Origin of the sequence: Labrenzia sp. PHM005, assembly GCF_006517275.1 — a bacterium.
GTDB lineage: Bacteria > Pseudomonadota > Alphaproteobacteria > Rhizobiales > Stappiaceae > Roseibium.
On record NZ_CP041191.1, the window covers coordinates 4,636,626 to 4,661,506 of the forward strand.

25 protein-coding genes and 1 pseudogene are annotated in these 24,881 nt (G+C 56.2%); 18 read left to right on the plus strand and 8 right to left on the minus strand.

Annotation, left to right across the window (positions count from 1 at the left end; translation table 11 throughout):
* Positions 1 to 108 precede the first annotated feature (108 nt).
* The 3 genes and pseudogenes from FJ695_RS20950 to FJ695_RS28075 form a co-directional block, all read left to right on the plus strand.
* Positions 109 to 2,145 (plus strand): ASKHA domain-containing protein, encoded by a 2,037-nt coding sequence (locus tag FJ695_RS20950; RefSeq protein WP_141187250.1) that lies wholly within the window; start codon positions 109 to 111, stop codon positions 2,143 to 2,145.
* 319 nt (positions 2,146 to 2,464) lie between these two features.
* Complete coding sequence (locus FJ695_RS20955) at positions 2,465 to 3,625, plus strand: adenylate/guanylate cyclase domain-containing protein (RefSeq protein WP_141187251.1); 1,161 nt, start codon at positions 2,465 to 2,467, stop codon at positions 3,623 to 3,625.
* A 125-nt stretch (positions 3,626 to 3,750) separates the two neighbouring features.
* Positions 3,751 to 4,046 (plus strand): annotated as a pseudogene (locus FJ695_RS28075) (ASKHA domain-containing protein); the annotation flags it as partial.
* Here the strand turns inward: FJ695_RS28075 and FJ695_RS20965 are convergent.
* Complete coding sequence (locus FJ695_RS20965; RefSeq protein ID WP_141187252.1) at positions 4,009 to 4,560, minus strand: hypothetical protein; 552 nt, start codon at positions 4,558 to 4,560, stop codon at positions 4,009 to 4,011. The pseudogene FJ695_RS28075 and the gene FJ695_RS20965 sit on opposite strands and share 38 nt — an antisense overlap.
* A 100-nt stretch (positions 4,561 to 4,660) precedes the next feature.
* Positions 4,661 to 5,263: a bifunctional 2-polyprenyl-6-hydroxyphenol methylase/3-demethylubiquinol 3-O-methyltransferase UbiG gene (locus tag FJ695_RS20970; RefSeq protein WP_141187253.1), complete on the minus strand. Its 603-nt coding sequence runs from the start codon at positions 5,261 to 5,263 to the stop codon at positions 4,661 to 4,663.
* A gap of 425 nt (positions 5,264 to 5,688) precedes the next feature.
* Here FJ695_RS20970 and FJ695_RS20975 point away from each other — a divergent pair, with 425 nt between their 5' ends.
* Positions 5,689 to 6,408, plus strand: coding sequence for a spermidine synthase (locus tag FJ695_RS20975; protein ID WP_247653696.1), 720 nt, complete (start codon positions 5,689 to 5,691; stop codon positions 6,406 to 6,408).
* 143 nt (positions 6,409 to 6,551) lie between these two features.
* Positions 6,552 to 7,937 carry a DUF3179 domain-containing (seleno)protein gene (locus FJ695_RS20980; protein ID WP_141187254.1) on the plus strand — a complete coding sequence of 462 codons (1,386 nt, stop codon included), beginning with the start codon at positions 6,552 to 6,554 and terminating at the stop codon, positions 7,935 to 7,937.
* A 31-nt stretch (positions 7,938 to 7,968) separates the two neighbouring features.
* Here the strand turns inward: FJ695_RS20980 and FJ695_RS20985 are convergent, their stop codons facing one another.
* From FJ695_RS20985 to FJ695_RS21000, 4 genes are all read right to left on the minus strand, one after another.
* Positions 7,969 to 8,643, minus strand: coding sequence for a DUF2161 domain-containing phosphodiesterase (locus FJ695_RS20985; protein ID WP_209010755.1), 675 nt, complete (start codon positions 8,641 to 8,643; stop codon positions 7,969 to 7,971).
* A 90-nt stretch (positions 8,644 to 8,733) separates the two neighbouring features.
* A complete protein-coding gene (locus FJ695_RS20990) occupies positions 8,734 to 9,711 on the minus strand; it encodes a cyclic nucleotide-binding domain-containing protein (RefSeq protein WP_141187255.1) in 978 nt (325 codons plus the stop codon).
* Positions 9,708 to 10,484: a sterol desaturase family protein gene (locus tag FJ695_RS20995; RefSeq protein ID WP_141187256.1), complete on the minus strand. Its 777-nt coding sequence runs from the start codon at positions 10,482 to 10,484 to the stop codon at positions 9,708 to 9,710. Before FJ695_RS20995 ends, FJ695_RS20990 begins: the two co-directional genes overlap by 4 nt.
* Positions 10,485 to 10,595: 111 nt before the next feature.
* A complete protein-coding gene (locus FJ695_RS21000; protein ID WP_141187257.1) occupies positions 10,596 to 11,831 on the minus strand; it encodes an APC family permease in 1,236 nt (411 codons plus the stop codon).
* Between the two features lie 292 nt (positions 11,832 to 12,123).
* Here FJ695_RS21000 and napF point away from each other — a divergent pair, with 292 nt between their 5' ends.
* From napF to FJ695_RS21045, 9 genes are all read left to right on the plus strand, one after another.
* The gene (gene napF, locus FJ695_RS28515) at positions 12,124 to 12,612 is read left to right on the plus strand and encodes a ferredoxin-type protein NapF (protein ID WP_141187258.1); all 489 of its coding nucleotides are present in this window, start codon (positions 12,124 to 12,126) and stop codon (positions 12,610 to 12,612) included.
* A 20-nt stretch (positions 12,613 to 12,632) separates the two neighbouring features.
* On the plus strand, positions 12,633 to 12,893 hold the full coding sequence (locus tag FJ695_RS21010) for a chaperone NapD (RefSeq protein WP_141187259.1): 261 nt from the start codon (positions 12,633 to 12,635) through the stop codon (positions 12,891 to 12,893).
* 15 nt (positions 12,894 to 12,908) lie between these two features.
* Positions 12,909 to 15,401, plus strand: a complete 2,493-nt coding sequence (gene napA, locus FJ695_RS21015) for a nitrate reductase catalytic subunit NapA (protein ID WP_141187260.1) — start codon at positions 12,909 to 12,911, stop codon at positions 15,399 to 15,401.
* Between the two features lie 22 nt (positions 15,402 to 15,423).
* The gene (gene napG / locus FJ695_RS21020; RefSeq protein WP_141187261.1) at positions 15,424 to 16,233 is read left to right on the plus strand and encodes a ferredoxin-type protein NapG; all 810 of its coding nucleotides are present in this window, start codon (positions 15,424 to 15,426) and stop codon (positions 16,231 to 16,233) included.
* Positions 16,230 to 17,141, plus strand: coding sequence for a quinol dehydrogenase ferredoxin subunit NapH (gene napH, locus FJ695_RS21025; protein ID WP_141187262.1), 912 nt, complete (start codon positions 16,230 to 16,232; stop codon positions 17,139 to 17,141). The genes napG and napH overlap by 4 nt, the downstream gene beginning before the upstream one ends.
* Before the next feature lie 21 nt (positions 17,142 to 17,162).
* On the plus strand, positions 17,163 to 17,606 hold the full coding sequence (locus FJ695_RS21030; protein ID WP_141187263.1) for a nitrate reductase cytochrome c-type subunit: 444 nt from the start codon (positions 17,163 to 17,165) through the stop codon (positions 17,604 to 17,606).
* Between the two features lie 24 nt (positions 17,607 to 17,630).
* Positions 17,631 to 18,332 (plus strand): NapC/NirT family cytochrome c, encoded by a 702-nt coding sequence (locus FJ695_RS21035; RefSeq protein ID WP_141187264.1) that lies wholly within the window; start codon positions 17,631 to 17,633, stop codon positions 18,330 to 18,332.
* A 70-nt stretch (positions 18,333 to 18,402) separates the two neighbouring features.
* Positions 18,403 to 18,669 (plus strand): hypothetical protein, encoded by a 267-nt coding sequence (locus tag FJ695_RS21040; RefSeq protein WP_209010756.1) that lies wholly within the window; start codon positions 18,403 to 18,405, stop codon positions 18,667 to 18,669.
* 65 nt (positions 18,670 to 18,734) lie between these two features.
* Complete coding sequence (locus FJ695_RS21045; protein ID WP_141187265.1) at positions 18,735 to 19,262, plus strand: DUF2478 domain-containing protein; 528 nt, start codon at positions 18,735 to 18,737, stop codon at positions 19,260 to 19,262.
* 9 nt (positions 19,263 to 19,271) lie between these two features.
* Here FJ695_RS21045 and FJ695_RS21050 read toward each other — a convergent pair whose 3' ends face one another.
* Positions 19,272 to 20,081, minus strand: a complete 810-nt coding sequence (locus tag FJ695_RS21050) for a DUF1194 domain-containing protein (protein WP_247653697.1) — start codon at positions 20,079 to 20,081, stop codon at positions 19,272 to 19,274.
* A gap of 177 nt (positions 20,082 to 20,258) precedes the next feature.
* Between FJ695_RS21050 and FJ695_RS21055 the strand changes: the two genes are divergently transcribed.
* Positions 20,259 to 21,080, plus strand: a complete 822-nt coding sequence (locus FJ695_RS21055) for an enoyl-CoA hydratase (protein ID WP_141187267.1) — start codon at positions 20,259 to 20,261, stop codon at positions 21,078 to 21,080.
* Between the two features lie 49 nt (positions 21,081 to 21,129).
* On the opposite strand, the gene FJ695_RS21060 is transcribed toward FJ695_RS21055, so the two are convergent.
* The gene (locus FJ695_RS21060) at positions 21,130 to 21,999 is read right to left on the minus strand and encodes a GyrI-like domain-containing protein (protein ID WP_141187268.1); all 870 of its coding nucleotides are present in this window, start codon (positions 21,997 to 21,999) and stop codon (positions 21,130 to 21,132) included.
* Positions 22,000 to 22,163: 164 nt separating this feature from the next.
* Between FJ695_RS21060 and FJ695_RS21065 the strand changes: the two genes are divergently transcribed.
* From FJ695_RS21065 to FJ695_RS21070, 3 genes are all read left to right on the plus strand, one after another.
* Entirely contained in the window at positions 22,164 to 22,694 is a 531-nt protein-coding gene (locus FJ695_RS21065) for a CoA-binding protein (protein ID WP_141187269.1), read from the plus strand.
* 538 nt (positions 22,695 to 23,232) lie between these two features.
* Positions 23,233 to 23,400: a hypothetical protein gene (locus tag FJ695_RS28080; protein WP_168206446.1), complete on the plus strand. Its 168-nt coding sequence runs from the start codon at positions 23,233 to 23,235 to the stop codon at positions 23,398 to 23,400.
* A gap of 127 nt (positions 23,401 to 23,527) precedes the next feature.
* A complete protein-coding gene (locus FJ695_RS21070) occupies positions 23,528 to 24,808 on the plus strand; it encodes an O-acetylhomoserine aminocarboxypropyltransferase (RefSeq protein WP_141187270.1) in 1,281 nt (426 codons plus the stop codon).
* Positions 24,809 to 24,881 lie beyond the last annotated feature (73 nt).

Here is a 24,881-nt window from a genome sequence, read left to right on the forward strand (position 1 = left end):
CAATCTCAAACGCTGCGGCGTACTGGATCCCGGTCTTGGCTTTGCCAAACCGGGATGACACGTTTCTAAAAGCCAGCCCAAACGGCCTAGCAGGATCGACCCGCACCAATGACAGACAGCACTGAGAAACTTGCCAAAGTCGTTTTCCAGCCCAGCGGCCGGCGCGGCACGTTTGCTGTCGGCACACCGCTTCTGGATGCGGCAAGATCTCTCGGTGTTTATGTGGAATCGGTCTGTGGAGGCCGGGGCATCTGCGGGCGCTGCCAGATCTCCGTTTCCGAAGGAACCTTCGCCAAGGAAAACCTGACCAGCGCCGCCAGCCATCTGGAAGGTGCAACCGAAGCGGAAACCCGTTACTCGACGCTGCGCAAACTGCCGGAAGACCGGCGTCTGTCCTGTCAGGCCAAGATCCTGGGCGATTTGGTGGTCGACATTCCAACCGATGCCCAGACCAACCGCCAGGTTGTCCGCAAACGCGCCGAAGCCAAACACATCGAACCGGACAGCGCGATCCAGCTGGTCACCCTCACCCTTGATGAGCCGGATATGGAAACCCCGCGCGGCGACAGCGACCGACTGCGCGAGGCGGTTGCCGCCAAAGCCGGTCTGCCGGCTCTTGGCATCGATCCTGTCCTGCTGCCAAAGGTTCAAACCATCCTGCGCAAGGGCAAGTGGACCGTAACCGCCGCCATCCACCAGGATGAAAGCACTGCTCCGGCTATTGTTTCCCTTTGGCCGGGCGAAAAGCAGGCTGTTTATGGCCTTGCCGTCGACATCGGATCGACCACCATCGCCGCGCATCTGTGTAATCTGCAAAACGGCCGCACCGTGTCGTCCGCAGGCACGTCTAATCCGCAGATCCGCTTCGGCGAAGACCTGATGTCGCGGGTCTCTTATGTCCAGATGAACCCCACAAAACTGCCGGATCTGGTGAAGGCCGTCCGCGCGGCGATCAACGCGCTCGTCGGCAAGCTGGTCGGCGATGTCGGGGCCGAGCGCGCCGATGTGCTGGACGCCACCTTCGTTGGCAACCCGGTGATGCATCATCTGTTTTTGGGGATCGATCCGGTGGAACTCGGTGGTGCGCCCTTCGCGCTCGCCGCGTCTGACGCCATGGTTCTCACCGCCCGTGACCTCGATCTGGATCTCAATCCCGGCGCAAGGGTCTACATGCTGCCGTGCATTGCCGGTCACGTCGGCGCGGACGCGGCGGCTGCCACGCTCTCTGAAAGCCCTTACACACACGACGAAACCACCCTGCTCGTCGATGTCGGCACCAACGCGGAAATTGTATTGGGCAACAAGGACCGCCTGCTCGCCGCCTCCTCCCCCACCGGTCCGGCTTTTGAGGGCGCGGAGATTTCCTCCGGCCAGCGGGCTGCTCCCGGTGCCATCGAGCGCCTCCGGATCGACAAGGACACACTGGAACCACGTTTCAAGGTGATCGGCGTTGACGAATGGTCGGACGAGGAAGGCTTTGAAGAAAAGATCGACAGTGTTGGTGTCACTGGCATTTGCGGGTCCGGCATCATCGAGGCGGTTGCGGAAATGTACCTTTCCGGGCTCATCACCGAGGACGGGGTGATTGACGGGGCGATGGCGGAAAAAACTCATCGTATCCGGTCTGAGGGTCGCACGTTTTCCTACGTGATTGCCGACCGGGATATCGAGATTTCAATCCTGCAAACGGATATCCGCGCAATTCAGCTCGCCAAAGGCGCGCTTTATGCCGGTATCAAACTGCTGCAGGACAAGCTCGGCAGCGACCACATCGACCGCATCCGTTTCGCGGGCGCTTTTGGCAGCTACATTGAGCCGAAATACGCAATGATCTTAGGCCTCATCCCGGATTGTGCTCTCGACGGTGTTTCCGGCGTCGGCAATGCCGCCGGCACCGGCGCCCGCATGGCGCTGCTCAATCGTGGCTACCGGCGCGAGATCGAAGAAACGGTCCATAACATCGAGAAAATCGAAACCGCCCTGGAACCGAAATTCCAGGAGCATTTTGTCAATGCCATGGCTTTGCCCAACAAAGTCGATCCCTTCCCGAACCTGCGCGCATCCGTCGAGCTGCCCGAACGCAAGGAACCGGTCGCAGCAGAAGGCGCTGGAGACGGCCGGAGGCGGCGGAGACGGCGGGGGTGAGGCATTCGATATCTGGTGTGCGGCCGAGGAAATCTATGAAAGTTGGATTTGCCGGTACACAGACCTTTTCATGATGCGTTGAACGCGAAGCAATATTCCGCTGTTCTCCGAACTGGCAGACCTTCTCAAATTACTCATTTGTCTACGCAAGAGGAAATTGAGTTTTGGTTCCAGGCACTTATTGGTGTCCCGGTGTCCTGAATTGATCTGCGGCTGATAAACAATGAACTAAAATCCAAAAAACAGACTTGGCCATCGCCTTAACCGGGCTACCATCCGTTTCTTGGCTCGCAAGCTTCACTTCCAAGAATGGGGCAACGTGGTGGATCCAAACGAACGCTCAAGTCGTGACACGATCATTCATTGGCTGATGGCTGAAGGACCGCGGCAAGAGACACCCTCAGCCTTGCTTCACAATTATTGTCTCAAGCTGCGCGAGTTTGGGGTCCAGGTCGACAGATCCACAATGGGTGCTCCGATCCTCCACCCGGTCGCGAAATCTTCGTTTGTGTTTTGGGACCTGGCCGAGGGCACCAGCCAACGCTGGTTTGCCTATACACCAGACCAGCTGGAGCTGCTCAAAGCCAGCCCGATTTACAGGATTTACACACGAGGTGAACCGTCGTCGCTGCAGCTCGACCGGCCTGAAGAACGGGGCCGATATCCTATTGGTGATGACCTTTGGGCTGAGGGATATTTCCAGTACGAAGCGATGCCGCTGCGGTTTTCTGACGGAACCTACAAGGTTTTAACACTGGCAACGAAATCACCAGACGGTTTTGGAAGCAAAGACAAGGCCTTGATCGAGGCAACACTACCCGCGCTGACACTGGTGTTTGAAGGATTTGTATCCCGAAACACCGCGAAAACGCTGATGGAGACCTATGTCGGCAAACGGGCTGGTTTACGGGTGCTAGACGGGGAGATCGCACGCGGTGACGGAAGCCCTATTGACGCCGTGATCTGGTTCTCCGACCTTCGCGGTTTCACGTCCCTGGCGCAGTCCCGGGACGAAGGTGCGCTTCTCAAGCTCCTGAATGACTATTTCGAGATCCAGACAGATGCGATCGAAACCCATTCCGGAGAAGTCCTCAAATTCATAGGTGATGCCGTGCTGGCGATATTCCCCTATAAAAACTCAGTAGGTGATGCAGTCGCGCAGGCTGAAGCTGCGGCTTTTCAAGCATTAAAAGACAGTGGTGCGCAAGATGACTTTTCCTTCGGCATCGGCCTCCACCCCGGGTCGGTGTTTTATGGAAATGTCGGAGGAGGCACCCGCTTGGATTTCACGGTGATTGGGACATCGGTCAATCTCACCAGCCGCATTGAGGGTTTGTGCGGCGAACTGGATCGCCCTCTTTTGGCCTCAGCCGACTTTGTCGAACAATCAGCACTGAAGTGGAATTCGCTAGGGCATCATCGGTTGAAAGGCGTCACCAACGCCGTCGAGGTGTTTTCGCCGGAAGCGAACGCCAAATAGGCTGTCGTGAATGGGAAGACACAGTCACTTTTTCAGTCGGCCATCTCCCAACAAAGGCGCAACTGCTTGCACTGCTAAAGCTTTGCATTTCAGGCCAAAACCAGAACGAACGGATCGACCGTTCCGGCGACGCCGCCGGTACCGGCCCCGCATGGCGCTGCTCAATCGCGGTTACCGGCGCAAGATCGAAACGACAGTTCACAACATCGAGAAGATCGAGACCGCTCTGGAACCGAAGTTCCAGGAGCATTTTGTCAACGCCATGTCCCTGCCCAACAAGGTCGATCCCATTCCGAACCTGCGCGCCGGCGGAGACGGCGGGGTTGAGATCCTTCTCGTCGTTTACTTGTTGAGCACTTACCTAGCTGTTAGCCCGTTCAACTTTAGCCGTCGGCATCATCAGAGTTTTTCTTTTTGGTAATCAAATGCCATGCGTCTCTGCTTATATGACCGCCGTTTTGCATCATTTCATCGGCTTGGTCCTCTATCCCGCCAGGATAACGCACTGAGTAGCGTATTTCGCCTACACTAGCGGCCAAATCATAAAGACTATCAGAATCGAATGTCTTCCTCTTGACAGTTCCTTTATGAACTCGCACAGCAGTTATCTCATCCGGAGCTATTCTACTCCATTCCCAACGAGAATGTACCAAAGACTGACGAACCTCATTCATCTCAGATATTCTGTTGTACTGCTCTCTGAGAGTTGATTTTTTTGGCTCTTCTTGCTTTTCAACTACCCGCTTCAACCACAATTTAAGAATATTACCAAATTGAGCATTCTTTACTACCGATGACGGTAGGGTTTCGACATCATCAAATGAGAGTATAGTTTGTTCATAGATATCATTTTCGAGAAAGCCCCATTGAGCAACAAAATATCCTATCGAATACACTTCACCTTCGCTCAAATCAGTATTTAATTTAACTTTCATTCCCTTTCCTCCAAGAGACGGATTTATACTTATAATTGAAAACTACAAATGAATACTACCTAAAAGAGCGTATCGACAATATTGTCGAAATTTGCCCTCCCTAAACAACCAAACTCCGTTTCGCTAAAACCAGCACAAACGGATCAACCGTCCCGGCAAGGCCGGCTTCTGCGCCCTCATAGGTTTTCAGGATTTCGAAACCGGCGTTCTCCAAAAGCCCGGCGAGGTCTTCCGTTTCGACATAGGTGTACTGGCGGCCGAACTTGTCGCGTTTTTCGCCTCGGCCGCGTTTCATGCCGATGTGAAAGATGCCGCCCGGCTTAAGCGCGGCGTGGGCGGCAGCAATGTGGCCGGGCAGATCGGCGCGAGGAGCGTGAAGCAGGCTGAAGTTGGCCCAGATGCCATGATAGCTTTCAAGGTCTAGCGGGTCGGCAAACGTGCCCTGGCGCGCGTCGAGCCCGTATTTTTCGCGGGCGAGGACCACCATTTCCGCCGACGCATCGACCGGATCGGGATCAAAACCGGCAGCTTTCAAATGGTAGGAAAACATTCCCGGCCCGCAACCCCAATCCAGCACCCGGCCACTGGGCGGAAGGTGGCTCATGAAGGTTTTCAGCGATCCGCTCGGTTCTTTTAGGTCGAAATTACCGGCATATTCCGCGGCCTTTGTGTCGTAAACCTTGATGGTGGTCTCATCAGTCATTTTGGAAACAGCATCCTGCAAGCCTCTGAAATCAGACAGTTCCCTTGTTCGCAATAAATTGCAACGCCCGAGGCGCTCCCTATACCTAAGGTAATCGGATATAGAAGTTGTAGGAGCCAGTCCAAGTGTCCTAATTGGCGAGTCGTCGAACAGACCTTTTAAACACGGTCATCCCCGCCCCTGAGCGGGGATCCACTCGCATTTCGACTTGCTGCTAGTTCTGAACGTATGCGCAAAGGCTCTGCAAACGAGTGGATCCCCGATCTCCGCTATGCTGCGTTGGGGATGACCGTCGTGACCATGGTCACAGCTTTCTCTGTTTTCGTTCGCGTTTGCTAACAGCTACCACATTGCCCCCTGCCGCCGAACTAGTGACCAGCTCACATCCCCCTTCCCAAATCACCCGCCGCCCGCCATGGTGCGGCATGAGCAAAATGTTTGAAGAACTGGATTACGCCCCGACCCCCATCGGCGCGGTTTCCTTGAGACGGCGGCATCTTCTCGCGCTGAACACCGATGTCTTTGAGATCCTGCTCGGCGAAGAACATCTGATGTCGAGCCTGTTTACCGCCTCGGAAGTGGCCTTGGCGGATTTGGGCGTTGCGGCGCTCACCGGAGAAAATCTGGACGTGCTGGTCGGCGGGCTGGGGCTCGGCTACACGGCGCAGGCGGTTCTGGCGCATGAGACGGCTGCAAGCCTGACAGTGGTTGACCTTCTGGAGCCGGTCATCCGCTGGCATGAAGAAGGCCTTGTGCCGATGGGAACCGAACTTGTCGTCTCGCCCCGCTGCAGGTTGGTGCAGGGCGACTTTTTTGGCCTGGTCATGTCCGAAACCGGCTTCGACGCAGACCGTCCAGGTCGGCAGTATGACGCCATCCTGATTGATATCGACCACACGCCGGAGCGGCTGTTGCATGGCGGTTCCAAAAGCTTCTACACGCCGGACGGATTTCAGGCGCTGCAGCGATTTCTAAAACCCGGCGGTGTTATGGGGATCTGGTCCGATGAAGCCCCGGATCCGGCCATCACGGAGCTGCTTGGAAAGGCCTTTGATGAGGCCTGGGCCGCGCCGGTCGTATTTGAAAACCCGCTGCAAGAGGGCCGGGAAGTCACGCAGGCAGTGTATCTTGGCCGGAAAGCCTGAGTGGATCGCCCCTCAAATGTGCGTCCGGGCGCCCACTCCCTCTCATCCGCTCACCGGGAGCTGACATTTCGTGATTGGCTATTTTGGGAGATGGACCCGCAGAGTAGACGCTGAGACGATACAGACACGCGAAGGACCAGTCCATGACGCTGGAGTTTGGTTTTCAGACACGTTTTGTCCGCTTGGCATTGATCACAGCACTTTTCTGTTGGTGGGCCGGCCAGTTCACCAGCCAGGCTCAAACGCCCCTGCCCGATTATGTCATCGAACATTTTGGTGAGCCGCCAGCCATCCCGAAGGGACCACTTTCTACGGAATTGCGGGCGGCCATTCAGACCGCCATTGTTGAAACGGTCAAACAAGGATCTTGGGGCAACAAACAGGCGGAGGCACTCAAGATAATCGCAGCTTCAAAGGATCCGCGGGTTGCTTGGTGGATTGCGGACCTGATGCGGTTTGCAACAGCGCCGCAGTTGAGCGCGGTGCTTACAGATGCCGCCTCCGAAGTGCTGGCGAAGAAACTGCCGTTTGAAAACAGCTGGGGCATGCTGACAGACCATCTGATCGCCTGGGATATTCCTGCCCCGCCGGATTACCTGGCGGTGAAGCGGGAGGTGTTCACCAGCATCGTTCCGGGTTGGGAGAAGATCTTTGTCGACGGGGACATCGACTGGCGTCATGTCTCCTGGGGTGGCGTCCTCATCGATGACCGGCCCTTTGATACAACAGACGAGGCCTGCAATTGCATTCCCGCCGCAGACAATCCGGAGGTCAGCAGCGCTAAAGAGGCAACATGGCTCAAGGACGATGACATCGTATTCGGCATTGTGGTGAACGGGGAAAGCCGGGCCTATCCGCGGCGAATCATGGAAGTCCGCGAGATGGTCAACGACACGCTCGGCGGCCGACATCTCGGCATTCCCTATTGCACTTTGTGCGGCGCGGCGCAGGCTTACTTCACCGACCAGCTTCCGGAAGGCGTTGAACGGCCCGTCTTGCGCACGTCAGGCCTTCTGATCCGGTCCAACAAAGTAATGTATGACGTCAACACCTATTCAGTCTTCGACACGTTTCTTGGCAAGGCGGTCACTGGACCCTTGGCAGAGAAAAACCTGCAACTCGACCAGGTCAGTGTGGTGACCACCGATTGGGGCAGATGGAAAAAGGCGCATCCGGACACAACCGTGCTGGTCGAAGCGCTCGCCCTCGGCCGGGACTTCGACTTCCGCAATGGACGGGATGCCGATGGACCGATTTTCCCGGTCGGCGATGTCGATCCACGCCTGCCGGTGCATGAGGAAATCATTGGCATTGTCACGGCCTCTGGAACCCCTGTGGCTTTCCGGAGAAGCAACGCCTTTGTGGCTTTGCAAAAGGGCGAGGACATCGGATTTGAGAACGTCCGCCTGAAACTTGATGCCGGTGGGATCAGAGCCGTTGATGCCGACGGAACCGACCTCGGCAGCCATCAGGCCTTCTGGTTTGCCTGGTCACAGTTTTACCCCGGAACCAAACTTTGGCCGGAATAGAACAGTCCACCCTCAAGTGCGGGACCGGCACCTATTTGGCGGTGTCTTTTTGGTCTTTGAGGGAGGCCTGGCCCTTGGACGTCAGACCATAAATTCCGCGCTCGACACGTTCGAACCAGCCGTAATGATCGTCGGCCATCATGCGGGTGGCACGCTCCACTCCCGCCGCCTTGGCAACCTCCGCACCGCGGCTTGGGCCGTTCGCGGCCAGATGCTCTGCGCAGCGGATCGCGTCCTGGCGGTAGGCGGTCACCAGTGTGGTCCGGGTCGAACCACCGGTATTAGGATCACCGACGCGGCGGGCAAATTCCCGCAAGAGCCGGTCCTTGCGCGGTTTCGATTTTTTCGGCGCATAAGGACCGGGGTCCAAATGCACTTCGACAAACCCGTCGGACAGCCGGACCGTGATCATGCCGAGCCCCAGCCGCCGGGCGAGCTTGATGTTGGATTTCAAGGCAGACTGAAACCGCTTGCCCTTGCCCCTTGCAATCGCAACATAAACCGCATCCGTGATTGCTAAACGCTCAATTGCCTGATGGAACAGGCTCAAGGTGAAACCGGTTTTCAGTTCCACGATCACCGGGTCCTCGTTACCCCGGCAGGCGACAACATCGGCCGCACCAACCTCGGCCTTCACCTCATACCCTTGGTTTTCAAGAAATGCTTTGACCGGTTGATAAAGCTCGGTTTCCAGAATGCGCCCCATGGCTGTCACTCTATGTTGGGCACTCAGGTGGAGCAATCCGCCGGTTGCCGCGAAGCTGACCTTTTCCACGTTCCGGACAGACTAGTGGGGTCAGCGCCATCGATTGCGCCGGATCCGCTCGTCGATGGGCATGCGGGAAAAATACTCCGGCACATTTAGAACCATCGGCACCGAAAGGCCGTTCTCATAGTGCACAAATTCCTCCGCCGAAGGCCGGAACTTCATGGTGGCGTAAAACCGTGCAAGGTGCGGAACACAATCGATGAAGATCTCAGTCATGCCTTCGGTTTCGACAAAGGTGGCGATCCCGGCGAAGATCCGCATATAGGTGGCTCCGCCCCGCCACTTTTCTGGAATGGCGTATTTTGTGATTACGCATGTGCCATCAGGGTGATGAGGCGAAGCCGCCATCCCGTAGAGATCGGGCAAGATCGACAGGCCGCCGTGTTTGGAGAAGTTCACCCGGGCCGTACCAGCATCCTCGCCCTCATAAACGGCAAGAAAACTGGTTCCATGCGCGTCAAGCGGGTCGATCAAAATGCGTTGGTCATGGTCTGCGTATGGCGAGTCCCGGCCAAATTCCCCGCAATAAACCTCGTATCGTACCCGCTGTGCGCGGAATAAAAGCTCGGCAGTCGTACACTGAAACACCTCGATCGGGGACGATGGCGTGTCTTCAAACTCATCCAGCAGCACTTCATTCTGTTGCAGCCGCGCCCGCATGATTTTCGCAAGATACCTCGAAAAATCAGCAGCAACTTCCGGATTGATGTCTTCCAGGCGCTTCAGCTCCTTGTGGCCGATGCCAAGCCCGCGCACTGGAGTCAGCGTTTCGACCCGGGCCGACGCACCGGTCCCGGTCAGAAAGCCGAACTCACCGAGTATGGTGTTGCGACCCGATGTCAGACTGGTGGTTTCGCCGCCCTGGTCAAAACGAATTTCCACTTCGCCTTCCAGAACCAGCAACATCTCGCTGCCATAACCGCCCTGATACCGGAGCACGTGGCCAGCCTCAAACTGGCGCTCCGGACATATCATTATCAAAGCGTCCACGATGACCGGCTTCATTTGGCAGCGCCCTCTGTCTCACCGACCGTTTCCCGAAGAGAAGACAGTGGTTTTTTCTGGACAACCACCTGATCGAACACCGCTTCGGAATCCGGCCATTCCGTTTTGAACAACCGATCGAGAAACCGTGTTCCCAAGCCATAGTTGCCAGTGTACCTGGAGTGATGCAGCGCGTGATAAACCGTCGACGTGATGTATTTGCCTTTGACCTTCATGAAGGTTTCGGACCGGATTTCGTAATTCGCGTGCCCATAGGAGTTGATCACCAGATAGGCCGCGAACCAGGCGGCAATCCCGAAGAAGTTCAAATTAAAGACAAAGACATCGATGAGGGCGAGTGCTCCCAGGATCCCGAGATCGAAGATGAACTTCTCCCAAAACGAAAAAGACAACGCGGTAAACGGACTGGATAGACGGCTCTTGTGATGCTCCGCATGGATCCAGTGAAGCGATTTCAGATGAAACGCCCGGTGCGAACTGTAGTGCCAGATCTCGGCCCAGACTGCGGTTAACAACAGACTGGCGAAAAAGCTCCCAACCGACCGGCTCGAAAACAATCCTGCCAGCAGGAAGATCATCAATACGACGGCATGCAGCGGTGTATGCAGGGAGTTTTTCAATTCGCGCCGAACCTGCGGGTCCTTGATCGGAAGGTCGTAAATGCGGTCGCGTGAGAGATCGACTTCGTAGTCTTCTACGCAGAGCCAAAAGAGCGCCATCAAATGACCAATAACAGCTATGAGGCACAGCATCGCTGTTTCGGTAGCGCTCATATTTCGGTCCTGCAAGAGATGGGTCAACAAGATCAAGCGTGGGTTTGAGGCTAGAAAGTCCGGCTAAACCGGTCAAGTCCAATATGTTTTGGCCCTTATTACGTCTGGAAATCAGTGCCCGCCCGATACACCTGAGAAAATCTGGAACCCGGCAATCGACAGACACATAGCAGCGCCCAGAATGCCCCACCAGCGGAATTGGTGTATTGCACCCTCCCCAATCTGCCCGCCAACAGCAAACAGCGCGAGATTGACCAAGGCAAAGACGCTCAAGGTGAAAAGGCTGGTGGCTTCGGCAAGCCGCACCAGCGGGAAAAACAAGGCGAGGCCCAAAACAATCAAGGCAACTGTCAACGTGGCCCGAGCCGGGGTTTGACGGCGGTCGTCGACTTTAGCGAACCATTGCGGTGCCAGCCCTTCGTTGGCCATGCCGTAAAGCACCCGGCTTGCCATAACGATCTGCACGAGAATTCCGTTCACCATGGCGATGGTGGCCATGGCAGCAACAGATTTGCCCGACAGACCGGATACAGATTCAAAGAGAGCCGCAAGAGGCGCGGATGATGATGTGATCGCCTCGCGGTTGGCGGCAAGAGCGGCGATGACCGCAAGCACCACATAAATCACCAGCGTGATGCCAAGCGTCCAGACCACAGCAAGCGGCACTGTCCTTTCCGCTTTCTGAGTTTCCTCACTCATATTGACGATGTCTTCAAAGCCGATGAAGGCAAAAAACGCCAACACGCCACCGGATACAATCCCGGCCAATGCTGCTGAATTCAGTGACGGAACAAAGGTGTTTCCGACCGCAGAATAATCACTGAGCAAAGGCAATCCGAACACGATCACCACAATCAGCGTTCCGACCTCGACGAGGGTCACCAGAGCGGCAAAGGCGACACTTTCGCGCACACCAAACCAGGCAATTCCGAACAAGATCAGGATGATTGCGAAAACCAGTAAAGTTTCTGGAAGCGCAAGAAAAACCTGAACATAACCTGCAAAGGCAAGCGCAATTGCTGCGCTGGATATGATCCCTGTCGCAACGACCCCGAAACCCGCAAGCCGCGCGAATACACTTCCAAGGCCCCGATTGACGAAAACAGCTTCTCCGCCAGCAACCGGATACCGCCGTATCAACAGTGCATAGGAAATGCCGGTAACACCGGCGATCATACCGGCGAGCAGAAACGACAATGGGGCCTGATCGCCAGCAAGCGCCAATACTTCTCCGATTAGAGCAAAGATGCCAGCGCCAACAGTGACGCCGACGCCATAAAAAACCAGCAAGGGAAGAGTCAGTGTCCTTTTGAGTTTGGCCGGTGGTTTTGTTTCCTTGCTTGTCATGAGTGTTAATGTTGCGCAGCTTGTCCGGCCGTCCAATCGGCGCGACTACGTATTCCGCGAAGAAACATATTTCTTAAACTGATGCGCGAGTGGTGTTCGCCGGGCGGAGATGGTCTTACAAACACCATAATTAATGCCCGTGACCTGTGTGTTTTGTCTCAAGTAGCGCAGCTAAAACACAGTGTCTGAAACACAATTTGATCTGAAGCAAAGATCCCGTCCAATTTTTTCCTTAGCTTCCGGCAAAAGACAGACTAGGCTGTCTTTACAAGGACGTGTGAGGAAAGGTGGCATGACCGCCCCAAACCCAAGTCGGCGGAATTTTTTGAGGGGAAAATTCGCTGAGACGGACGCAGCCATTCTGCGCCCGCCTGGAGCCACGGCCTCTTTCGACCAGAAGTGCACCGAATGCGGCAAGTGTTCTGACGCCTGCCCTGAAAACATCATCGTCATCGGAAACGACCGGCGCCCGGTCGTAAACTTCGAAATCGGCGCCTGTACGTTCTGTTCAGCCTGCGCGGACACTTGCCCAACTGAAGCGCTAGACCCTGCCCAAGTCCCCGACTGGGACTGGAAAGCTGAGGTTGGAGATTCTTGTCTTTCTTATCAAGGCATTACCTGCCGCGCATGCGAAGACGTCTGCGAACCACGTGCAATTCGATTCCGATTATCAACAGGCGGGAAATCGCATCCCGTTTTTGACATTTCTCAATGTACTGGCTGTGGCGAGTGCGCATATTCCTGTCCTGCGCGCGCCATATCATTTGCCAAGATGGAATAAGCACGCGCGAGGGAGAGAAAATGAATATTTGCGGCTGTCTTGTTCACGCCTCGGTTGAGTCTGTGAATAATGTTCGCGATGGAATTCAGGCGCTCGATGGCGCTGAAGTTCATGCTAGTTCCGACGATGGGCGCCTCGTCGTCGTCGTTGAAGATTCAGGGTCCACACTTGCCTCGGACCAGATCATGGCCATGCACCAAATACCCGGTGTGATATCGGTCACCCTTACTTACCACCATTTCGAAGACCTATCGCAGCCGGTCGCTTGCGCCACTGCCTAATGCCGGAGATCTGCCATGACTACCTCAGAATCCCGTCGTAACTTCCTCAAAGCGACAGCCGCCGCCAGCACGGCAGCAGCTGCCGGTATCCCGCTTGCTACAGCGCCAGCGGGCGCCCAACCACAATCTGCGGACATTCGTTGGGATAAAGCCCCTTGCCGTTTCTGCGGCACAGGCTGTTCCGTTCTTGTCGGCACCAAAGAAGGCCGTGTGGTTGCAACCCAGGGCGACCCGGACGCACCGGTGAACCGTGGCCTCAACTGCATCAAGGGCTACTTCCTGTCCAAGATCATGTACGGCAAGGACCGCCTGACCACGCCGCTGCTGCGCAAATCCAACGGTGTTTACGACAAGAATGGTGACTTCGAGCCGGTGAGCTGGGATGAAGCCTTTGATGTCATGGCGCAGAAATGGAAAGAAGCGCTGGCCAAAAAAGGCCCGACTTCTGTCGGTATGTTCGGCTCCGGGCAATGGACTGTCTGGGAAGGCTATGCGGCTGCAAAATTCATGAAGGCCGGCCTTCGGACCAACAACATCGACCCGAATGCACGCCACTGTATGGCGTCTGCGGTTGTCGGCTTCATCCGCGCCTTCGGCATTGACGAGCCGATGGGCTGTTATGACGACCTTGAGCACGCCGATACATTCGTGCTCTGGGGGTCCAACATGGCGGAAATGCACCCAATCCTGTGGTCCCGCCTGACCGACACCCGCTTGACGAAAAAAGATTGTGAAGTCCACGTTCTGTCGACCTTCGAACACCGCTCGTTTGAGCTGGCCGACAACGGCATGGTGTTTGCCCCGCAAACCGATCTGGCGATCCTCAACTACATCGCCAACTACATCATCCAGAATGATGCGGTGAACTGGGACTTCATGAACAAGCACGTCAACATCAAGAAGACGGCGACCGACATCGGCTATGGCCTGCGCGACAACAATCCGCTGCAGATGGAAGCTGCCAATCCGAATTCCGGTAAACTGACAGAAATGAGTTTCGATGATTACGCCGCAGCCGTTGCGGAATACACCGTCGAAAAGACATCCGAGATTTCGGGCGTCCCTGTCGATCAGCTGGAACGTCTGGCCAAGCAATATGCCGACCCGAACCGGAAGATCATGTCGCTGTGGACCATGGGCTTTAATCAGCACACCCGCGGATCCTGGGTGAACGGCCTGATGTACAACGTTCACTTGCTCACCGGCAAAATCTCCGAGCCGGGCAATTCGCCCTTCTCATTGACCGGCCAGCCGTCCGCTTGCGGCACCGCCCGTGAGGTCGGCACCTTTGCCCACCGCCTGCCGGCGGACATGGTGGTCATGAATGAAAAGCACCGCGATATCTGTGAAAAGGCATGGAATGTTCCGACAGGGACAATCCCACCGAAGCCCGGTTTCCACGCTGTTCTGCAGCACCGCAAGCTGAAAGACGGTGATCTCAACGCTTACTGGGTTCAGTGCAACAACAACATGCAAGCTGCGCCCAACATGAACGAGGAAGGTTTCCCGGGTTACCGCAATCCAGAAAACTTCATTGCGGTGTCAGACCCTTACCCGACCGTGACTGCATTGGCAGCCGACTTGATCCTGCCGACCGCCATGTGGGTGGAAAAAGAAGGGGCTTACGGCAACGCTGAACGCCGCACCCAGTTCTGGCGCCAGCAAGTCAAAGCACCGGGCGAAGCAAGATCCGACGTTTGGCAAGTCATGGAATTCTCCAAGCGCTTCACTGTCGAAGAAGCTTGGGGCGAAGAACATGTCGCCAAGATGCCGGAGCACGCCGGCAAGACGCTCTTTGACGTTCTGTTTGCCAACGGGGTTGTCGACAAATACCCGGTTTCTGAAGTCGCAGACGGTTTTGAAAACGACGAATCCGAACATTTCGGCTTCTACGTTCAGAAAGGCCTCTTCGAAGAGTATGCCGAATTTGGCCGCGGCCATGCCCACGATCTGGCGTCCTTTGAAACCTATCACCAGGCCCGCGGCCTGCGCTGGCCGGTCGTCGACGGCAAGGAAACGCTCTACCGCTTCCGCGAAGGCTATGACCCTTATGTCGCAGAAGGTAAAGGCGTCGAGTTCTACGGCAAGCCGGATGGCAAAGCGAACATCATCTTTGCACCTTACGAAGATGCCGCCGAAAGCCCAGATGAAGAATTCGATCTGTGGCTGTGCACCGGCCGTGTTCTGGAACACTGGCATTCCGGATCGATGACCCGCCGTGTCCCGGAACTGCACCGGTCCTATCCGTCGGCTGTAGTCTACATGCATCCGGACGATGCCAGAGACCGTGGTCTGCGCCGTGGCCAGGAGATCCTGATCTCCACCCGCCGCGGTGAAATGCTCAGCCGGGTTGACACCCGCGGCCGGAACAAGCCGCCGCGCGGCCTGGTCTTCGTGCCCTGGTTCGATGAAAGCCAGCTCATCAACAAGCTGACTTTAGACGCGACTTGCCCGCTCTCCAAAGAGACGGATTTCAAGAAATGCGCCTGTAAGATCGAACGCGCGTGATCTGAGCTGAAGGTCAACCGCCATGCCAGCCTCACCAAACCCCAAGTCCCCTGGCCGCCGCCGTTTCCTCACGGATACGGCGCGCGCCGCTGGCGGATGTTTGGTCGCAGGATCGCTTCTTGCCTATGTCGCACGTGATGCCCGTGCGCTGCCGGCCGAAGCTCTGCGGCCACCCGGGGCTCTGGGTGAGGATGACTTTTTGTCAGCCTGCATCCGGTGCGGTTTGTGCGTGCGCGACTGCCCCTATGACACGTTGAAGCTGGCAGAACTCGGTGAAGATGGACCGGCAACCGGAGCGCCCTATTTCACCGCGCGTGATGTGCCTTGCGAGATGTGCGACGACATTCCTTGTGTCGCCGCCTGTCCGACCGGGGCACTCGATCCCAAACTGGACAATATCGACGACGCCCAGATGGGAACGGCCGTTCTGGTTGATCAGGAAAACTGCCTGAACTTTCTCGGACTGCGCTGTGATGTCTGTTACCGGGTGTGCCCGGTCATTGATGAAGCGATCACACTGGAGCCCTCGCACAACACGAGGTCGGGCAAACACGCCATCTTTGCACCGACCGTGCACGCGGACCGCTGTACTGGCTGCGGATTGTGCGAAAAGAGCTGCGTGCTTCCCGAAGCTGCAATCAAGGTTCTGCCAACCCGGCTAGCCCGCGGTTCATCTGCCGAGCATTACCGCAAAGGCTGGGAAGAAAAGGCCCGCAAGGGCGCACCGCTTGTAGAAGGTATCATCGACCTGCCTGACCGGATGCCGGAACCGCTTTCCGGACCCGCAGGTGAATTCAAGCCGGCCTTCAAACTTCCGGGGGTCAGCCAATGAGTGCAAAAACCAGACTCCCGGTTGGACAGGAAGCCATCGAACACAAAGGCTGGTTGGGGGCCCACCGGTTCCTCATCCTGCGGCGTCTGTCCCAGGCGTTTTTCCTCGCCCTCTTCATGCTGGGACCGTGGTTCGGACTTTGGTGGGTGGTTGGAACACTGGCAGGGTCCAGAACGTTTGATGTGCTGCCTCTAACCGATCCGCTGGTTCTGTTGCAAAGCCTTGCCGCCGGCCATCTGCCGGAACTGACAGCCTTGATCGGCGCGATCATTGTTCTGGCGGTTTATGCGGTGATTGGCGGCCGGGTCTATTGTTCCTGGGTTTGCCCGATCAATCCTATTACCGACGCGGCCCATTGGCTGCATGAGCGCCTTGACATTCAAAAAGGCTGGCAGCCCAACCGCAACACCCGGCTTTGGGTCCTTGGAACTGTTCTGGCCGTCAGCGCGCTAACTGGCACGATCGCCTGGGAAGTTGTCAATCCGATCACCCTGCTGCACCGCGGGCTGATATTCGGCATGGGTTTCGCCTGGACAATCGTGGCCCTGGTCTTCGTCTTCGACCTGTTTGTCTCCCGGCGCGGCTGGTGCAGCCACATCTGCCCGGTTGGCGCCTTTTATGGTCTGGTTGGAACAAAAAGCATCCTGCGGATAACCGCCGCAGAACGTGCAAGATGTGATGACTGCATGGATTGCTACGCGGTCTGTCCGGAGAACCACATCATATCCCCTGCACTCAAGGGCAAACCTGGCGATACGCCGCTGATCCTGTCCCCTGATTGCACCAATTGCGGACGTTGCATCGACGTCTGCTCAGTCGACGTGTTCGCATTTACCCACCGGTTCGACGACCGGGTCAAAAACATAGATAAGCCGGCCGGGGATTTGTCCACCGGTCCCGCAATTTGAACGGAGCAACGGAGAATAGAGATGAAACTGCAAGTTCTAGTGGGAATATCAGCCCTTGTTGTCTCTACAACTCTGGCAGGCTTTGCAATAGCGCAGTCGTCCGGATCTGTTCAGAGTTTGCGCAGCGGTGATCTGCCGGACACGCTTCGAGCCGAGCAGGTTCACAAACAAATGGAAGGCCGCATGAAGCGGAACTACCGCCAGCAGCCTCCCCTTATTCCGCATTCCAGTTCGCAATATCAGATGGACAAGCGCACCAACCAGTGCCTTGGCTGCCATGACTGGACGGTCGCCGGGGAGCGCGGAGCACCGACCCTGTCGATGACCCACTATCTGGACCGGGAAGGCAATCAGCTCGACACCGTCGCCGGAACGCGCTGGTTCTGCAACCAGTGCCACGTCCCGCAAGCGAACGCTCCAGAGCTGGTCGGCAACGACTTTCAACCGTCCAACGCATTGCGTTAACGTGGGAACAGGAGAGACACGAGCATGTCCGATCCGCAAAACAAACCGAAACAAGGCCTGATCCGCAGGCTCTGGGACGGCTTTTGGAGCCCTGTGTCCGCATTCAGCGTCGGGTTCATCGTCATCGCCGGTTTCCTAGGTGGGATCATCTTCTGGGGTGGTTTCCACTGGACCTTGGAACTGACCAACACCGAAGAGTTCTGTGTTTCCTGCCACACGATGGAGACCAACCTCGGCGAATACCGGCAAACGATCCACTACAACAACCACTCCGGTGTCCGGGCGGTTTGCTCCGACTGCCACGTGCCGCATGAATGGCAGCACAAGGTGAAAGCCAAGATCATGGCGGTCAAGGACGTCTACCATGAGATCGTTGGCACAATCAGCACGCCGGAGAAATACGAAGAGCACCGGTTGCAAATGGCGTCGATTGTCTGGCGGAAAATGAAAGCTTCCGACAGCCGCGAATGCCGCAACTGTCACTCCTTCGACTACATGGATTTCACAATCCAGGAATCACGTGCGGCTTCCGAACACCAGCGCGCCATTGACAACAGCATGACCTGTATCGATTGCCACCAGGGGATCGCGCACGCTTTGCCGCCCGGTCACCAGGAAGAGTACAACAAGATCAAGGAAGACTTTGAAGCGAACGCCGCGCCAAACACTTCGGAAACAAAAAGTGTCGCGGAAATACGCACTTACGTCGACAAACTGTCAAACTGATTCAAGCCCGGGGCGCCAGAAAACCTAACCGGCGCTCCGGAGACTCTCGATATAAAGAAAAGGTCTTAGCATGCTTGGTATTCTCGATTTGCTCGGAACCATCGGCGGAAATGTCCTTAGTTTTCCTGGCATCCTCGGCCTCGGCCTCGGCATGATGACACGCAACTGGATGCTTGCAGCCATCATGGGTGGCATCGTCGGCGTGCTGGAAACCGTTCTCTTTGCCGGTTTCAGTTTTTCGGCGATAGCGCCGCTTGATATGGCGGTTGCCATTGTCGTCGGTGTGCTGGCCGGCAGCTTGGGCTGTGCGATCCGGCACAAGGGCGCTACCGTTTAAGTCCTCTCATCACACCCGTGCAGCTTTGGGATAACTGGAGCTGCCACAACTCAAAAATCAAGATTATGGCAGACCACACTCCGATTTGCGCCGCTGTCGTTTGCTCTGACGGAGCAATGATAGACCGGCTGTTCCAGACTTTGTTCGACGCTTTACGCCAGGACAAACACCCTGTCTCCGGAGTTCTCCAACGGCGGGCCGAATTCGGTGACACGTGCTGTGCCGATATGGGCCTTGAGATGTTGTCGACCGGTGAAACCATCGAGATTTCGCAGCCACTTGGCAAAGAATCCCAAGGCTGCCGGCTTAATCCTGGTGCCTTGTCAGATATCACCGTGCGTCTCACCCGGGAATTGGACACCACACCGGACCTTCTTTTGTTGAACCGGTTTGGCAAGGGCGAGCACGATGGTCAGGGGTTCCGCCAGCTAATCGCCAAGTCACTGGATCAGAGCATTCCGGTGCTGACAGCTGTCCGCCCACCCTATCTGGACAGCTGGCGCGAGTTTACCGGAGACCTGGGTGTCGAATTGCCCGGCGATCTGGAAGCGGTCCAATCCTGGTGCAGCAGCATCTTGCCAGCCCGCCATTAGACGCAAAACTTAGGGATCCAGGAAAAACTGCTCCCTGAGTTTCCGCCAGATCTTTTCGCCGATCAGGCAGTCATACGGTTCTTCGAAGGTGATTTGGGCCGGCAGGACGCGCGGCGGCTTCATTGGCATCCGCCCGCCAATTTCCAGAACAAGTTTCCGCCGGACCGCTTCTGGGAATTGATCCCAATCATTCACCGGAATCATGAAGCTGCCAGGCCCGCCGATCACACAGCGGCGGTAATATTCGTCGAGATCGGGAATATTGAACTGAGTGCCGAAGCCGCTGGTTGTCATCAGTGGCAGGCCGTTGATGACAAATCCGGCCTCCACCGCAATATCCCGCGCGCGTGTTACCGTCAGGCCCTGATTGTTCGGCCCGTCTCCGGAAATATCGATAACAAACCGGTCGGCCGCGTAGGGCACATCCAGCAGCAATCTTGATGCATGGCGGATGGCCCCTGAGATCGAAGTCCGGCGCTGACCGTATGTGGTGTCGGCAAGAACGGCGTCCGAGAACCCTTGAGCATGCTCCAGACGCTCGATCACGGTCCAGGGCACAATTTCGCGTGCGTGGCCATCGTTGGCCCATTCGAACATGGTAAGCGCGATCCGGCCATGAACACCCTGCTTCACGGCCTTGACGACCGCCGGGTCGGCAATGGCGGCAGCATAACCTTTCCGCTGGAGCGTTATTTCATCCGGAGACATGGAGCGGGATACATCGACGGCTAAAACCAAGGCGACATCGACCAGCTCCTCCGCCTTCCCGGCAGATGAAACACCCACGGCGCCCGTCAAAACCATCAGGGCGGCCAACAAGAACAACGGCCTCCGCATGGGCAAAATGATAACCAAAAAGTTGTCAATCGCCAGCGCGGAATGACACGGAGCGGATAACGCATCCGTGAGATTTGGTCTTTTGCTCAGGTCCGCACACTCGCAGACAAGCAAGTGATCAGCTATAAAGCGTCAAACACGCAATTCAGGGAGCCCCTCATGACCGATGCCGCCGCTAACGACACCGTGGAAAAGCCGATGCTGGCAACACTGCTTCACGAAGGTGTCTACCGGATCGTCATGCAGCGCCCGGAACGGATGAATGCGCTGTCGACCGAAATGATGACGGCGCTTTCCGCAGAACTCACCAAGGCAGCTGAAAACCCCGACGTGCGTGTGGTGCTGCTTGGTGCGGAAGGCAAGGTCTTTTGCGCAGGACATGACCTGAAAGAACTGACCAGTGCCCGCGGTGAAGCTGATGGCGGCAAAGCGACCTATGAACGGATCATGCGCCAGTGCTCCGATCTGATGCAGCAGATTGTGCGCCTGCCCAAACCCGTCATTGCTGTTGTCACCGGCGTTGCGACAGCCGCCGGCTGCCAACTGGTCGCTTCATGCGATCTGGCGATTGCCACGGACACCGCCACTTTCTGCACCCCAGGTGTCAATATCGGCCTCTTCTGTTCGACACCGATGGTGGCGCTCAGCCGCAATGTTGCGCCCAAACAAGCCATGGAAATGCTGCTCACCGGTGAAAGCATCGATGCCTCTACGGCGAAAGACTTCGGCTTGATCAACCGGATCGTGCCGCGTGACTATCTGGAACAGGTTGTCCAAAAGTACGCGGAATCGATCGCGTCCAAATCCGCTCATACGGTGAAAATCGGCAAGGAAGCCTTCTACCGCCAGCTGGAAATGCCGCTGTCAGAAGCTTACGACTTTGCCGCCGAAACCATGGTCGGCAATATGATGGCCCGCGACGCGGAAGAAGGCATCAACGCCTTCCTGCAAAAACGCAAACCGGAATGGACGGACAGCTGATCTCAAAGCGGAGGGATCTCCCGAAACCAATAGCTTTCGCTCATGACCGTCAGACAATCGGCAGGAAAATATCGGTTTCTGCGTCCTGTTCAGCTACATCGGGATAGAACGTCAAGCGCTGGACGAAGAGCGGAAAATCCCGGAGGTCTTCGCCGCTTTGGGGGAGCCAATCGCCGTAAAGGCTGCGGATCTTATCTCCGGCATGATCCAGACTTCCCTTGTGGCGGATAACTGCGCAGCGGCCGGCCGGTATCGTCCGGTTGACCACACCAATACCGTTGGGTTCGGCCGGACGTGCCAGTTCACAGCAAACCCCAAACCTGAAGTCCGCCGCATCGCAGTCTTCCGGATCCTCATAAAGGATATTGAAGGTGGCAGACTTCGCGGGCGGCAGGCTGTTTTCGCGGCGCCACGTGATGAACCGCTGCACGGTGCGGGGCAAAAGCGCAGGATCACCGTGGTGAACCAGTTCGGCAACGTATGTTTGGGGAAAATCGATCAGCCGGATCTCGCCGGCCGCAAGTGCGCTGGTCATGAACATTGTCCTCGTCTTGTCAAAGGTTTCAAACACCGATTGCCAAGAAGACCAATCAGCCTCCTTCCGGAACTCTGTGGGAGAACATCCCAAGAGCCGTTTGAATGCCCGCGAAAAACTCTCTGAGTTTTCGTATCCCGCTTGCAGTCCGATGTCTGTTACGGACAGATCTGGCCGGTACGCCAGTTGTTCCCCGGCCCGTTTCAAACGGAGAAACCGGTGGTATTCGGCAACACGCAATCCTGTTACCGCCGCAAACAACCGTTGAACATGAAAGCGCGAATAGGCCGCTTGGGCAGCCATCTGATCAACATTGAGCGGCCGATCAATCGAATCTTCCAGATATTTCAACGCAGCTTGAATCCGCTGCCGGTAGAGTGTCACCTAATAACTCCGCGGTCTTCTGCTTCTGGCACCATTTGATTTAGCCCGCTCCTCCCCTAGTTGCCTGACCGGACGTGCGAAATATCCCTCATGTGCAAAAAACGTTGCTAGCCAATCGGCATCCGGTATTTATATTCACCTCTGCACAGGAGCCGTCTTTTTTCATGAATCACGACACATATTCCGACACCTACATCAAGGCCATCTTGGATGAGGTGAAGACCATTGCCTTGATCGGGGCGAGCGCCAATAGCGTACGGCCGTCCTATTTCGTTTTGAAATACATGCTCTCCAAGGGATATGAGGTTTGGCCTGTTAATCCCGGCCAGGCAGGCAAGGAAATCCTCGGCCAAACGGTCTATGCGTCTCTAGAAGACCTGCCCGGTACGCCGGACATGATCGACATTTTCCGGAATTCCGAAGCGGCCGGTCAGATTGTTGACGATGTGATCGCCAGCGGCCATCTGCCGAAAGTGATCTGGATGCAGCTGACCGTGCGCCACGACGAGGCTGCCAAGCGGGCCGAAGCTGCCGGCATCAAGATGGTGATGGACCGCTGCCCGAAGATCGAATACGGACGCCTGTCCGGTGAAATCGGCTGGGCGGGTGTCAATTCACGCACCCTCTCCTCAAAACGTCCGGCCCTGAAAGCCGGTTTTCAGCACCGGGGTTTGAAGGGGACACAAAAAGACTGAAACGCCATTTTCTCCGGCGTTGAAGCCTTACCTAATTGGTCCGTCCCAAAACTTCTGAACAGTTTTGGCGGCCACACTTGCCGACGTTCGCACAACAGAATACTGCATCAATCCGCGTGCAGCTAAAATCTGATTAACAGTCGATTAAACTGTTAATGGAAGGTTTAGGCGTATATTCATTTTCCTCATCAACACTTTAACGATCTGTTGACTCTTCAAACCGGGAGGTAGTCATGATCGATATGTTGATGCAGTTTTCCTACTTCCATATCGCGATACTGATGGCCGCAGTCATAATAGTCATAGCCAAAGCGATATAGGCCGCGCCGGCGGAAACTTGGAGACTTTCCGCTCTTAGGCCCTCGCGTGGGGCGTCTTTTCTGTTGCTCAGTTTTCCAACAGCGATCCCGCCGCGAACAATCGATACACTTTTAAACGAATTTGTCCCGAATCCGGCGAATGTCCTTACGAGATTTTCCATTCACGGTGTTTAAGATGCGCACTAGATTGAATCTTGATGCCCGAATTGGACGAATGAATGCTTCCCGAAGTTCTTGATACCGGCCTTTTTGCTTGTGCAATGCCGCTCGCGGCGAGCGTACTGCTGTTTGGCATTTACTCGGTCATCCGGACGGAGAGCGCTCTGGAACGAAGCGCACGCGCCGCTTTCGTTTCCGATCAGTCCGCTACTGCTGACGCTCAATAAGCTCAATTCCTTATCTCTCAGAAAAAGAACATTTTTTTTCGTTTTTTTGCGATCTGCGAAATCGATCCTTTGACCTCCCGCACTGCTTTCGCCAAACTGCGCGCAACATACCTAAGGGAGGTTCTTAATGAGCGAAAATATTCCAGGCTTTTCCACGCTGGCCATTCATGCCGGCGCGGCTCCAGATCCGGCGACGGGCGCCCGGGCCACGCCGATCTATCAGACCACATCCTTTGTCTTTGACGATGTCGATCATGCGGCCTCCCTTTTCGGCTTGCAGGCGTTCGGCAATATCTACACCCGCATCACCAATCCGACGACGGCCGTCTTGGAAGAGCGGGTTGCGGCACTCGAAGGCGGAACAGCAGCCCTTGCCACGGCGTCTGGCCACTCCGCGCAGCTTTTGTGCTTCCACACATTGATGCAACCTGGCGACAACATCGTTGCCGCGAACAAGCTGTATGGCGGGTCAATCAACCAGCTCAACCATTCCTTCAAGAGCTTCGGCTGGGGTGTCAAATGGGCCGATCCATCAGATATTGGATCCTTTGAAGCGGCCATTGACGACAAAACCCGTGCGATCTTCATTGAGAGCCTGGCCAATCCAGGTGGCATCATCGTCGACATCGAAGCGATTGCGGCTGTCGCCAAGGCCAAAGGCATTCCGCTGGTCGTCGACAACACCATGGCTTCGCCGTATCTCTGCCGTCCGATTGAGCACGGCGCGGACATTGTTCTGCATTCCCTGACGAAGTTCATGGGCGGCCACGGCAATTCCATGGGCGGTATCATCGTCGATGGCGGGTCTTTTGACTGGTCGGCATCCGGCAATTACCCGCTACTATCTTCGCCGCGCCCGGAATACCAGAACATGGTCCTGCATGAGACCTTTGGTAATTTTGCATTTGCAATCGCCTGCCGGGTACTCGGACTGCGTGATCTTGGCCCGGCGATCTCGCCGTTCAACGCGTTCATGATCCTGTCGGGCATCGAAACCCTGCCACTGCGCATGCAGCGCCACTCCGACAATGCCAAGAAGGTCGCCTTGCACCTGTCCGCCCATGACAAGGTGTCCTGGGTGTCTTATGCAGCGTTGCCGGAAGACCCACATCACGCCTTGCAGCAAAAGTACATGCCAAAGGGTGCCGGGGCAGTATTCACCTTTGGTGTTGAGGGCGGCTATGACGCTGGCGTGAACCTCGTTTCCAAGGTGGAACTCTTCTCGCATCTCGCCAACATCGGCGACACCCGCAGCTTGATCATCCATCCAGCCTCAACCACGCACCGTCAGCTCTCCGACGAGCAGAAAACTGTTGCCGGTGCAGGACCGGATGTGGTGCGGATTTCCGTCGGCCTGGAAGATGTCGATGACATCATTGCCGATTTGGATCAGGCCCTCGCCGGGTAAAGTCTCCAGTTTATTTCAAACAAAACAGCCCGCCAATTGGCGGGCTGTATCTATTTTCGCTTACAAGCAGCTG

Bases quoted from the DNA above. Each gene is read 5' to 3' on its own strand.
- FJ695_RS20985 (WP_209010755.1), bottom strand. From the start codon at position 8,643: ATGGGGCGCATTCTGGAAACCGAGCTTTATCAACCGGTCAAAGCATTT.
- FJ695_RS20950 (WP_141187250.1), top strand. From the start codon at position 109: ATGACAGACAGCACTGAGAAACTTGCCAAAGTCGTTTTCCAGCCCAGC.
- FJ695_RS21030 (WP_141187263.1), top strand. From the start codon at position 17,163: ATGAAACTGCAAGTTCTAGTGGGAATATCAGCCCTTGTTGTCTCTACA.
- FJ695_RS20980 (WP_141187254.1), top strand. From the start codon at position 6,552: ATGACGCTGGAGTTTGGTTTTCAGACACGTTTTGTCCGCTTGGCATTG.
- FJ695_RS28080 (WP_168206446.1), top strand. From the start codon at position 23,233: ATGCTTCCCGAAGTTCTTGATACCGGCCTTTTTGCTTGTGCAATGCCG.
- FJ695_RS21065 (WP_141187269.1), top strand. From the start codon at position 22,164: ATGAATCACGACACATATTCCGACACCTACATCAAGGCCATCTTGGAT.
- FJ695_RS20975 (WP_247653696.1), top strand. From the start codon at position 5,689: ATGAGCAAAATGTTTGAAGAACTGGATTACGCCCCGACCCCCATCGGC.
- FJ695_RS20970 (WP_141187253.1), bottom strand. From the start codon at position 5,263: ATGACTGATGAGACCACCATCAAGGTTTACGACACAAAGGCCGCGGAA.
- FJ695_RS21070 (WP_141187270.1), top strand. From the start codon at position 23,528: ATGAGCGAAAATATTCCAGGCTTTTCCACGCTGGCCATTCATGCCGGC.
- FJ695_RS20990 (WP_141187255.1), bottom strand. From the start codon at position 9,711: ATGAAGCCGGTCATCGTGGACGCTTTGATAATGATATGTCCGGAGCGC.
- napA (WP_141187260.1), top strand. From the start codon at position 12,909: ATGACTACCTCAGAATCCCGTCGTAACTTCCTCAAAGCGACAGCCGCC.
- FJ695_RS21055 (WP_141187267.1), top strand. From the start codon at position 20,259: ATGACCGATGCCGCCGCTAACGACACCGTGGAAAAGCCGATGCTGGCA.
- napF (WP_141187258.1), top strand. From the start codon at position 12,124: ATGACCGCCCCAAACCCAAGTCGGCGGAATTTTTTGAGGGGAAAATTC.
- napG (WP_141187261.1), top strand. From the start codon at position 15,424: ATGCCAGCCTCACCAAACCCCAAGTCCCCTGGCCGCCGCCGTTTCCTC.
- FJ695_RS21045 (WP_141187265.1), top strand. From the start codon at position 18,735: ATGGCAGACCACACTCCGATTTGCGCCGCTGTCGTTTGCTCTGACGGA.
- FJ695_RS21010 (WP_141187259.1), top strand. From the start codon at position 12,633: ATGAATATTTGCGGCTGTCTTGTTCACGCCTCGGTTGAGTCTGTGAAT.
- napH (WP_141187262.1), top strand. From the start codon at position 16,230: ATGAGTGCAAAAACCAGACTCCCGGTTGGACAGGAAGCCATCGAACAC.
- FJ695_RS20995 (WP_141187256.1), bottom strand. From the start codon at position 10,484: ATGAGCGCTACCGAAACAGCGATGCTGTGCCTCATAGCTGTTATTGGT.
- FJ695_RS21000 (WP_141187257.1), bottom strand. From the start codon at position 11,831: ATGACAAGCAAGGAAACAAAACCACCGGCCAAACTCAAAAGGACACTG.
- FJ695_RS21035 (WP_141187264.1), top strand. From the start codon at position 17,631: ATGTCCGATCCGCAAAACAAACCGAAACAAGGCCTGATCCGCAGGCTC.
- FJ695_RS21040 (WP_209010756.1), top strand. From the start codon at position 18,403: ATGCTTGGTATTCTCGATTTGCTCGGAACCATCGGCGGAAATGTCCTT.
- FJ695_RS20965 (WP_141187252.1), bottom strand. From the start codon at position 4,560: ATGAAAGTTAAATTAAATACTGATTTGAGCGAAGGTGAAGTGTATTCG.